Annotated in this window: 3 protein-coding genes; 1 reads left to right on the top strand and 2 read right to left on the bottom strand. The window is 67.0% G+C overall.

The window, feature by feature from the left end; genetic code table 11:
• Nucleotides 1–80: 80 nt before the first annotated feature.
• Together QZ269_RS03345 and QZ269_RS03350 are read right to left on the bottom strand one after the other, a co-directional pair.
• Nucleotides 81–10,127, bottom strand: coding sequence for a translocation/assembly module TamB domain-containing protein (locus QZ269_RS03345; protein ID WP_291424296.1), 10,047 nt, complete (start codon nt 10,125–10,127; stop codon nt 81–83).
• A 231-nt stretch (nt 10,128–10,358) separates the two neighbouring features.
• Complete coding sequence (locus QZ269_RS03350) at nt 10,359–10,520, bottom strand: hypothetical protein (protein WP_291424298.1); 162 nt, start codon at nt 10,518–10,520, stop codon at nt 10,359–10,361.
• Between the two features lie 454 nt (nt 10,521–10,974).
• On the opposite strand from QZ269_RS03350, the gene QZ269_RS03355 reads away from it, so the two are divergent.
• Complete coding sequence (locus QZ269_RS03355; protein ID WP_291424300.1) at nt 10,975–11,190, top strand: hypothetical protein; 216 nt, start codon at nt 10,975–10,977, stop codon at nt 11,188–11,190.
• Nucleotides 11,191–11,491 lie beyond the last annotated feature (301 nt).

The following is an 11,491-nucleotide window of genomic DNA, read 5'->3' on the forward strand; positions in this document are numbered from 1 at the left end:
CACAAGAATATGATCCGAATTCCAGGGGGCTGGAACAGGTTTTGCCGAATCTGGCGCTGGAGCCGCGTGCCCACCCCACTCTATTTGGCTCCCAGACGGTAAACCACGTTGAACTTGTAGAGCGTGCTGGCGGTGGTCGCCGAGTTTTCGATGCCCACGCTGAAGCTGGTGCGCTTATTGAAGTTGTACGCGGCGCTGATGTTGGGCCGCACGCTTTGCAGGTTCAGGCCGTTGAACGGCGTGCTGGCCTCGAAGGTAAACCTATTGTTGGGGGTGGTGTACTTTGCCCCGACCAGCCCGTTGCCCCGCAGATCGACCTGGTATTGCAAAAACAGGTCGCGGGTCAGGTACGAACCGACCGTGAACGTGGCGTTCAGGTTGCCGTCCGACGAGAGCGTGGGGCTGAAGCGCAGCACATCTACCCCTAGGGCCTTGGCCAGGGTACGCTCGATTTCGCCCAGCACAAAGACGTTCAGGGCGGTTTGCAAGGCGCTGGTGCCCAGGGCGGTCAGGTTGTTGGGCAGGGTGGAAAGGTCAGGCATGCCGATGGCGACCAGGGCGTACAGTTCGGCTTCACCGTAAGGAGCGCCGCTAGAAGGATTGACGCAGGCGCTGGCGCTGGGATCGCTGCAACTCAGTTTGGTTTCCAGGTGCAGCACGTTGGGCTGCCCAGCCTCGGTGCGGAAATCGCCGCTGACCGACAGCGTGATCGGAACCTGCTGGTTGGTGGTGCTGGAAGGAACGGTGCCCTGCGCCACCAGATTAAAGGTGGGGTACAGGTCGTTACCGCTGAATTTGACGTGGCCGTCTGTGATCTTGAACTCGTTTTCGCGCAGGAAGATGCTGCCGCGCTGCGAGATGATGTCGCCGCTGATGCGCGGGTCGCCTACCGTGCCGCTGACGGTCAGCCCCGCCGTGCTGAATTCGGCGCGGGCCAGATTCTCGTCTACGCGGATACCGCCCGGCGCACGCAGCGAAATATCGTCGAGCACCAGCCGCTCCAGGAAGGGCAAGACGGGCTTCTGAGTCCTGGCCGCGTCGCTGGCGGCAATCTGCGGTTTAGGGAAGGTGGTGTACTGCTCGGGCAGCGGACTGACGAAAGTGCTGTTGGCTTTGGCCGCGCCGCCTGAAGCAGCCGCGCCAGGGGCCGGAATGGTACTGGGGGCATTGACCCGGCCCAGGATCAGGCGGGCAAAGTCAGCCGAGCCGCCCACATGAATAAGCTGCCCGTCGTCCACGGCCCGCAGCGTGCCGCTCAGCGCACTTTCCTTGGCATAGATGAGGGCCAGCGGCAGGTTGTAATTGTTGGCACTCAGGGTCAGGTCCCATTTCGGCGAGAGCGCCCCGCTCAGTTCCAGGCTGCCCGCGCCGGTGGCCGCCGTGCTGCTTAGGCTCTGGAGGTCAAGCAGCCAGCGGTCGGCGTCCTGCGAGAGCGTGGCAGTGGTGTTGGGCAGCGCCCCGAGCGCCTGGGGGGCCAGCAGACCCCTAAATTTGACCTGAGTGCCGCTGAGTTTTCCGGAGGTCAGCTGCCCGGTAAGGTTCAGGGTGCCGTCGGTGCCCACCGTGCCGCCGGTCAGAATATGGCCCCCCGCCGTAAACGCCCCACTGTCGGGCAGGTCGCCCGCGAACTGGGGAATCTGGAGGCTGAGACCTGCCACGCTGCCCACCAGATTCTGCGCCCGCAGCAGCCCACGCGGCTGGGCGTAGGTTCCGGCGGCGCTGAGGGTAATGGTGCCCTTAAGACTGGGTTGCAGGTCGGTCAGGCCCGGAATCAGCCGCAGCACCGGCGTAAAGGTCGTGTCGGTAAATTTGGCGTTCAGGTCTACTTTCTGCCGGGTGTATTGCCCCTGAATGTCCCAGGTGCCCGCGCCCGAAAGCTGCACGTTGATGTTGCGCAGTTCATGGTTGGCGAAGTCGAGCGAGCCGCTGCCCGTCAGAACCTCGGTAATCGGGGCCTTGACCTGGGGGGCTACTGTCTGCCCAGTTGCGGCCTGGCTGACCGCTGCCTTACTCGCGTCTGCCGCTGCGTCCATCTGGACGGTGGTGCTGACCCGGATGCGTTCGGCGACTACGGTGGCTGTGCCCGCTGCCGGGTCGTTCACGGGGAAGCGGAAGCTGGCGATCCCCGTAACCACGCCCTCACCCGGCGTCGTGCCGGTCACGGCCCCCACCACGGCCCCGAGCGGTAAGGCCCGCAGGTTGGCCTGCCCGAAGACCTGAGCGCCGCCGCTCAGGCCCGCCGTGAAGTCCGATTCGCCCAGCGACCCGCGCAGACGCCAGCTGCCGCCGACCAGCGTGCCTTCCACGCGGGTGGGCAGGGTTTTTGGCCCCAGTTGCAGGCTGTCGGATTTAAGCAAGAACGTGCCGCCGCCGTCGTTGAAGGTGGCCTCGCCGCTGACCTTGCCCTTGAGACCCGGCGCGAGGTTCAGGTGGGCCACGTCTGCGTCGCCAAGCAGGGCGTGGGCGCTGTAGCCTTCGCCAGTCGGCTTGAGCGCCACGAGGTTCTCCAGCGCAGGCAGCACGTCGGCGATGCCGCCCTCGGCGCTCAGGGTGGCCCGCTTTTGCCCGGCGCTCAGGTCAGCCCTGAAGGTCTGCCCGTTCAGGGTGGCCTGCCCGTCTACCGTAACGGTGCGCCCCGCCGCAGTGGCGACAAAATTCCTGATCTGTGCCCCGCCGCGCAGCCCGCCCGCATCTGCCGAGACGTTGAGCGCCACGCTGCCCCGATCCTTGGTGAGCTTGCCGCTGAGCGCACCGGTCCAGAGCAATTTGCCTTGCACCTGCGTCTGCGCGGCGCTCAGCTTCAGCGTTCCGGCGTTCAGCACGGCAGTGGCCTTGACCTGCGCCAGACCTTTGTCGAGGCTTAGCTGCCCACTGAGGTCGCCCGCAGGCTTAAGGCCCACGACAGGCAATTCCTGCGGGCTGGTAAAGTTTTTGACCGTGAACGTGACCAGGCCGCTCCGGTCGCTGGTGCCGAGTTGCCCCTGCGCCGTGACCAGTCCGTTGACCCCGCCGAGTTGCAGCCGCGCCAGATCCAGCCCCGGCAGATCGGCGCGCACCTGCTGATTCTTCCAGACCAGCGTGCCGTCCTTTAGTCCGTCGCTGACAGCCAGATCGGCGCTGGACTTGCTGGCGGTGCCGCTCGCCCGCCACTCGCCCCGGCGCACGCTAAGCAGCAGTTGCGGCTCGGCGAGGGGGCCGCTGGGCGTGACGCTGAGGCTCAGTTCGGGGCGGCTGAGGCTGGTGGCCCCCGACCATTGCCACTGGCCCCGCTGGTCGGGCCGCAACTCGACGGCGCCGCTGGCCGTCGCGCCGGGGCCGTCGACCAGACGCACCTGCACGGCCTGGGAACTCGCCACGATCTTGGCCGTGGCCCCGAGCAGTCCGGCGTTACCGCTGACCAGGGGACTCCCGAACGGCCCGCTGACTTTCAGGTTCGCCGGGGCGCTCAGCACGCCGCCCGGCCCGCCCGTGACCTGCGCCGTGCCCCGCCAGCCGCTTTCCTGGCTGGCCTGGAGGTTCAGCACGCTGTTCAGGCCCTGTGAAGCGACGTTGCCGCTGAGGCCCAGCGCCCCGGCGTTGTAGGTCGCCTTGAGGTTGCCGCTGACGTTGCCCACCGCCGTCAGCGCAAGGTCGGCTACGCCGTTGAGCCTAGCAGTGCCGCTGGCCCGGACGGTGCTGCCCGCCGCGCTCAGGCCCAGGTCTTGCAGGGCCACGTCCTGTCCCTTCAGGGTGGCAACAGTCTTTCCGGCCTGCGTCAGGCTGCCGCTGAGGCCCTGAGCACCCAGGCTGAACGCCCCTGCCGTATCAAGCAGCGTGACTCCGGCGGCGCTGGCGGTGGTCGCCGTGACGCGGCCACTAACCTGCGGGCTGCTCAGGCTGCCACTGACGTTCGCCAGCACCTCGGCCTGCCCGCTGCTGCCCGCCACCGCTGCGAGGGGACGCAAGATCAGTTGCCCGCTCAGGCCCGGCACAAAACTGCCCGCCTGGACGAGGTTGACCGTGCCACCGCCCAGATTTCCGGCGTCGAGGGTGTAGCGGCCATCTCCCCCGCCCCGCAGCACCACGGGGGGCCTGAGGCCGCTGACCTGCGCCCGCACCTGCCCGACCATTCTTGGCCAGGTGCCCGCCAGATCGACCTGGGCGCGGCCAGCCCCACTGTGCACCGTGCCGTACACCTTCGCCTGCACCGTGCCGTTTTTGAGGTCGAGGTGGCGGGCGTCGGCGTACAGCAGGCCGCTGGTCTGGCCCAGCAGTTCGACTTTGGCGTGGGCCGTGGGGTCGCTGCTCCGTCCACTGACCACCGCATTTGCCTTGAACTGCTCAGTCGCGGCGTTGATCTGCCCGCTCAGGAAGGGGTCGCGCACGGGGCCGCTCAGGTGCAGCGCGGCGTCTACTTTGCCCCTGCCAAAGGAAGTGGTGTCGCCGTACTGTGTCTGCACACCGCTCACCAGCACGTTCAGGCCGCCCGGACTGGCCATCCCCAGGACACCCGAAGTTCCCAGGACACCCTGCGCCGAGAAGGTGCCGCCGCGCAGGGTGCCGCGCAGGTCGGCGCTGAGGGCCTCGACGCGGCCCGTACCCGCCGGGATATACCGCGCCGAGCCGCTAAGGGTCACGGGGCCAAGTTGCTTGTGCTCGGCCTGCACGTTGACATTACTCAGCGTCAGCAGTTCTGGCCCGCGACTCAGGCGGCCCTGGGCCTGCACGTCGCCGCCGAAAGTGAGCGCGTCGACCGCGAGGCTGGCCGGAAGCAGCCGCGCCAGATGCACCGGCTGACTCTTGAGGGTCACGTCGTAGCGCCCGTCGCGCAGCTGGCCCTGAGCACTGAGGCGCGGCCCCCGCAAACTGGCCTGCACGTCACTGCCCTGCACGTAGCTGGCCTGCACGTCACTGGTCAGTTCGCCCTGGACATCGTCGAGGTGCCCGGCAAAGGTCGCGCTGACCCGGTTCCAGGCGGCGCCGCCGAACTGCGCCGTGCCGGTGACCCGCAGCTGCCCGGCCCGGCCCCAGAACGCTCCGGCGTCCAGCTGAGTTACCTTGACGGTGCCCGCAGGCTTGAGCGGCAACCCGGCGGGCAGCTGCGCGGTGAATCCGGCCTGCTGGCGGCCCGCGCCCAGCGTACCGGCCACGTGCAGCGGCCCGCTGCCAGTCAGGAAGGCGTCGAGCGGCCCGCCTGGAACGTCACCCGCCACGTGCAGTTTGCCCCGCCAGCCCGTCCGGGCGTTCCAGTCGAACGGCCCGTCGAGGCGCACGGTATTTGTGCCGCTGACGTAGCTGGTATGCAGCGTCAGCGCGGCGTTTTGCAGCCCGCCCACCGCGTTCTGTTCCCCTGCCGCGTTCTGGCCCAGCCGCCCGCGTGCCGTGCCCGACAGTTTGGCTCCGCTGAAGTCGGCCTTCCAGTCTTTGCCTGCCAGCCGCGCCCGCAACCGGGTGCCCCTGACCTGTAGGCCGCTGAAATCGTCGGCCAGCTCGCCCCGCACGTCCAAGACCGGGTGGGCAAAGGTGCCGGTCACGCGGGCGTCGTAGCGTCCCGGTAAGACCCCGTGAATATCCGCCGCGCCCCGCAGGTCGAGGGCGGGAAAGACCGTACCAGTCGCGGTCACGTCGCCCTGTTTGAGGCTGGCGTGCGCCGCCGTGACCCTCACTTTGCCGCCGCTGTACGTGGCAGGCGCACTGAATCTGATGCCCTGCGCCTCGCCCACCGCGTTTACCCGCAGGTAGCCCAGGCTGCCGCCGATAGCCGCGCTGACCTGCCCAGAGGTGCCAGCCAGGGCTTTCAGGTCGGACACGTTGAGGGTGCCGCTCGTTTTCCAGGCGTCCAGGCCGCTGCCCGCGCCTTTGCTCAGGCTTAGCTGGGCCAGCGCACCTGCCCCGGCGGCGTTGAGCCGGGCGCTGGGATTTGCCGTGCTCAGGCCCTGGCCCACCGCCGTGAAGCTCAGCGCCTTGCCCCCAAACGCCCCACTGCCGCGCAGCGTCAGCGTGCGGGCGGCCTGTCCGGTGACCCTGGCGCTCAGGTGGTCGGCTCCCTTCCGGGCACTCAGAACGGCGTCCGCGTTGGGGTAGACCGGGCCGCGTACCTGCACTGCCACGCCGGACAGGTCGCTTTGCAAGTTGGCCGACAGCTGCCCGGCGTCCAGCGTCACCGTGCCGAGCGCGTGCTGTCCCTGCACACTCAGATTCACGTTGGCCCGTCCGGTCGCCTGCCCAAAATTTAGCCCCGGCACGTTCAGGTCAAGCCTGAGCTGCCCGGTCGCGTTCGGTAGCGCGGGTTGCAGGGCGCGGGCATCGAGCACCGCGCGGCTCAGCGTCAGGTTGTGTCCGTCGTAGAGCACGGGCAGGCGGGTGCCGGGGTGGGACAACACGCCCCTGACCTGCACGCCCTGCTGTCCGCTGGGCGTGCGCCAGTTGACTTGCGCGTCGAGGCCCAGGGGCTGTTTCAGATACTGGGTCTGGTGCAAGTTGAGGTGTGCGCCCGTCGCCGTGACCTGCGCGACCAGGCGGCCCGGCACGATCAGCGGGCGCAGGTTGGCCGGAAGCAGGCTCAGATACGGTGCAATGTCTGCCGAGAGCGTGCCGCCGATGCTGGGCAGCACCTGTAACTGCCCGCCAAGAGGGCCAGTCGGGTAGGCGGTCAGTGTCTTGGCGTTTCCGGCGAGGCGCAGATGCCCGTTTTGCCGTCCCAGCTGCGTTTGCAGGGCGTAGCGCAGACCTAGTTCGCCGCTCCAGATGCCGCTGCGCCAACTCAGGCCGCCGACAGTGGCGCGGGCACCGGTCAGTGAACCGCTGAGTGGAAAGCTCTGGGCGGGCAAAATCACCCTGGCGGCCCCCGATCCGAACGACTGGGCGTTCAGCCGCACGGTGCCGCGCAGGTTGGCGACGCTGCCCTGGGCACTGGCAGTGAAGTAAGGCCCGCTGGTGCGAATGTGCAGGTCGGAAACGGTGGCGGGCAGGGTCAGTTTGCCGCTGGCGGCGATCTGCTGCCCCGAGAACTCGCCGCTGGCCCGGATGCGCCCGCCTGCGGCCACCACGTCCAGCGGCCCGGCCTTCAGACGCCCGGTCAGCACGCCGCCGCGTGCATTGAGCTGCCCCTGAAGCTTTTGTCTGCCCAGCGTGAGGTTCTGGGCGTAGGCACTCAGGTGGTCGAAGCCGTCAAGGGTAATGCTGGCTTTGCCCCCCGAGCGGTCGGTCACGTAGACCTTGCCGGTCGGGTGCGCCCCGGTGCCCTGAATATTGCCGTTCACGATCAGGGTGCCCTGGCCCGGCACGGTCAGTGGCCCGCTGAGACTCACATTATATTTTCCGGCAGGCAGGGAGGCGGTGCCCACGCCGCGCAGGCCCTCGCCGTCGCCCAGCTGCACGTTCAGGCGGCTCCAGGGGCCAGTGGCCGCGACGCTGTACTGGTCGAGGGAGCCACGGGCGTCCACCATGCCCCTGAATCCTGGCCCCCAGCTGGCGCGGCCCTGCACGCGGCCCGTCTGCCCAAAGGCGGTCAGGGTCTGCGCCCCCGTCACGCGCACCAGCCCCGTCGCGCCGTCGTAACTGGCGTTCAGATCGCCCCAGCGCCCGCTGGCAGTCAGCCTGGGGGTGAGGGTGCCAGTCACGTCAATGGCCTGGGCAGGCACCGTGACCCCGCTAAAGGAAAGCGGCGCGGTGTGACCGGTCAGGTGCGCGGCCAGGTGGTCATACGGCCCCGAGAGTGCGGCGTCCAGCGTCTGCCCCCGGTAGGTGACGGTGCCGCTGGCCTGCACGCCCGGGTAGACCTGTCCGGCCAGTTGCGCCCGTGGGCGCTCGCCGTTGACCTTGGGCAGCAGGGCGCTGAGATTCGCCAGGAGGCGCCCACCCGTCCCCGCCGCACTCACGCGCTTGAGGGTGCCCGTGATCTGTGTACCCGCCGCCACCGCGTTGACCTGCGCCGTGCCGCCCAGCCCGGCCAGGTGAAGGTCGAGGGTGCCGCCAAGGTCTTTAACGGGCAGCAGGGGCCGCAGCGCCGCCAGATTCACCCGCCCGGTCGCGTTCCAGTTCTGGCCGTCAAGCACCCCGATCACCCGTTCGCCCGCCGTATTCAGCACGAAATGCACGCCGCCCTGCACGCTGAACGTGCCGGAAATGTCCGCGCCTGGGATACGCGCAGTGGTGAGATAAGGCGCACGCAGACTGGTGTCGGCCAGCACGGTGTAGTTTCCCGCCGTTCCGCGCAGGCTGGCGACCGAACCCCACGCGGTGGCGCTCAGGTTGTACCCGTTGCCCCGCACCCTCATCTGGCCGAACGCCTGCAATTTGTTGTCCACAGTGACGTCGCCGCTGACCTTTACTCCGCCGACCACGCCCAGATTACTGGCCTGCACCCGGTAGCGGTTACCCAGCCAGGTCAGCCGCTGGGCACCGGGGGTAAACGTGCCACGCTGACGCACGTAGTTCAGCTGAAACGGCCCGCTGAGCGGCTGTTCTAGGCCGGGGACTTTGGCCTGAAGCTGCCCACTGAGGTCGCCGCCCGTCAGGTCAAGCGGCCCCGCGCCGTTCAGGGTGAGGCCCGCGCCCTTGAGGTTCCGGGCCTGCCAGCGTCCCCTAAACTTGTGGTCGAGGTCTAGTTTGAGCGTGCCCAGGTCAGCTTGCAGCCCCGCCCTGTTCAGCTGCGCCGTGCCGCTCAGGGAAAATGGCCCCGCCGCGCCGTTCGTGATGACTGCCCTGAGATCGGATGGGGTGCCGCTGACGGCGACTCTGGCTTTCGCCGCGCCGTAGTCGGGGTTCAGGATGGCGGCAATCGTCAGGTTCTTGAGCGCCACCGTACCTCTAGCCGGGCCGCCGAGGGCCTGTCCGACCAGACTGATGTCGTTGCTGGCCTCTATGCGGGCGGCCAGATCGAGCGGCCTGCTGGCAAAATGGCCTTTCCAGCTGGCAGTGCCAGCCCGTCCAAAGGCCCACTCCCCGGCGAGGCGCTGTTCTCCGGCCAGTTTGGTGCGGGCGCTGAATTGCAGGGTATTGGTCTGGCCCTTGCCCGCGTTGTCGCGACTGAGATAGCTGTATTCGGCCTTGCCCTGGTCGAAGTTGATCCCGGCCAGTGTTCCGGCCCCCTGTGCGTAGGCCTTGACCCTCACGGTGCTCCAGCCGCCCGCCGTGACGCGCAGTTTCAGGTCACCCGCGCCGGTGGTGCCCAGCGCTTTGGCAAGCCCCGACATGGTCGGCGCGGCGTTTGCAGTCACTGTCCAGTGCTTGGCCTTCAGGTCGACGCCGCCTTTGGCGTTCACCGGGCCGTTCCAGCCGACCCCGGCAAGTTGAATGCCGATGTTCTGATCGCGGTGGGTCACGTTGCCGCGCACGTGTTTGATCGTTACGAATCTGGCCTCGGGCACGCGCAACGTCGCGTCGATCACGCGCAGGTCACCGCGCACCGGGCCGTCGCCGAACACGTACCTGCCCTTGATCCGCCCGGCCTCCACACCCTTCCAGTAGTGCCGGACGACCCGCGCGTCCGAGTCGATATTGACGGTGAATTTATTGCTCCCGGCGCGGTTGGTGCCCACAATCAGCTGGGCGCTGAGGGGGCCGTCTTGCGTGTGCCCGTGCAGCAGCACCTTGCCGTCGGCGCTGCGGCCTACCTGGGCCGTCAGGTTGGGAATGTTCACGCCCTGGCCGTCGACGCTCAGGTGTGAATTCTTGACCTCCACGCCATCGACGACGACATTCCAGCCAGCCCCACCACCTCCGGAACCGTTTTTTTTACCGCTGCCCGCGAACAGTTTTTCGAGGTTTAGCTTCACGTCGGCGTTGCTAAGCGCCACCTTGATGTGGGCGGTGCGCGTCAGCGGATTGACCGACACGGCCCGCACGTTGGCGGTGCCCGCCCTGGCCTCCACGCCCGGCAGGGTAACGGTGGTGTTCGACAGGCGCGGCGACCACAGCGGCCCCGAGACCCCCGCCGTGCCGATCCCGATCTGGCTGCCCAGCCGCGAGATCAGCAGGCCGCCGAACAGGGTGGGCGAGTAGGCCAGCAGGCCGCCGAACACCAGTCCGGTGCCCAGCAGCACCCAGGGCCAGCGCCGACGCGCCCGGTGGCTGGCGCGGCCCGGTGGTTTATTCCCCTCCTGCTGGCCGTGTGGCCGGGGATTCGGCGCAGGTTGCCCGGTCATGGCCCACTCTGCCGGACCCCCGCGCTCCGGTCACCATGGGGCGTAGGACGGGGCGGGAGAGGCGAAATGCTCGGCATAGGTCCGAATATTCTAACGGCCAGAAGATGAATCTTTAGAGCTTGCCCTTTACGAACGGGTCAGCTTTCACCGGACTGGCGACTTAACCGACTGATAGCCCTCAGAGGCAAGGGGCAAGCGGGGCCAAGGCCCGCAGTGAGAAGTCTAGAACGATCAGATAAACAGTGGGGCGTCGGGGTCGTCGGGCAGCGGTCGGCCTTTGCGGGCCAGCAACGCCGCCGCCGTGCCGATGCCGAGGCCCGCGCCCGCCGTCAGTGCCAGCACCACCCAAAACAGGGGCATCGAGAAAGACCGTGATACATGAGTTGAGGCCATACCCCCAGCATACCCGTTCCGGCTGTGGCCCAGGACTTTGAGACGGTTTATGGTTCGTTTGAAATCACTGTTTGGCCCACTGACCGCCCTGCCTAATTAGTACCTGCCGGGTAGACCGTGAGCAGGCAAAAGGAGCTGGTGGTGGAAGTGGACTTGTAAAGCTGAAAAGTAGAGCGGATTCAGGCGCTTTTCCCAGATACGCGGAGCTGCCACTGGGAGCCCCCTAATGTGGTCAGTTGACGTCGCGTTCTGACCTGCTGGACAACTCAAGTGACCGAGTGTGCACTACCGCCAGTGCCTTTTCTCTCATCATTCAGACTTTCAAGTGATCCCGATTGGGCCTGTCACCGATAGGCACGGAGCCTCCACTCCCGGCTGAATAGCCAGGGCCATGGACACCAGGGATGCAGGGCCAAACTGACGAAAACTTCACAAACTTCTGTCACCATAAGATATGAAACTAATTCAGCACGCAGGGAGCCACATCGTAATCGAAGGTTCCGACGGGCCAAAGCAGATTCACAATCTCAAGGTTGGCTACTTCAAGAAGCTCAACGCCTTACTGGTAGAGGAAGTGCAGCGCTGGCACTGTGATGACCGTGAACACCGGCTGTCTCGCCCCGTTTTACGCCGTCTGCACTGGCCGCTCGGGGGCTGGCGACTGGGTTGAGGGCGTGAGGGGAGTCCATTCGGCGCGACGGACTCTTGAACGAAAAACCCTGCGCTGAAGCAGGGGCTTTAAGAATTTGGGTATCTGATTAGCGATCCCCTCTCGGCAGGCACTGGAGCAGGTAAGCTCTGGTCATGACGGAGACGCCGACGGTCGCAGAGCTGCTGGACATCATCCGGTAGTTGACCGAGCGGGTTGCCGCCTTGGAAGCCGAGAATAAGGCACTCCGCGAAGAGAACACCCGGCTAAAGAAGCGCATCAGTGACCTGGAGCGCAAGAAAAATAAGTACGTCGCTCCTCA

Origin of the sequence: Deinococcus sp. (assembly GCF_018260405.1) — a bacterium.
Taxonomy (GTDB): domain Bacteria; phylum Deinococcota; class Deinococci; order Deinococcales; family Deinococcaceae; genus Deinococcus.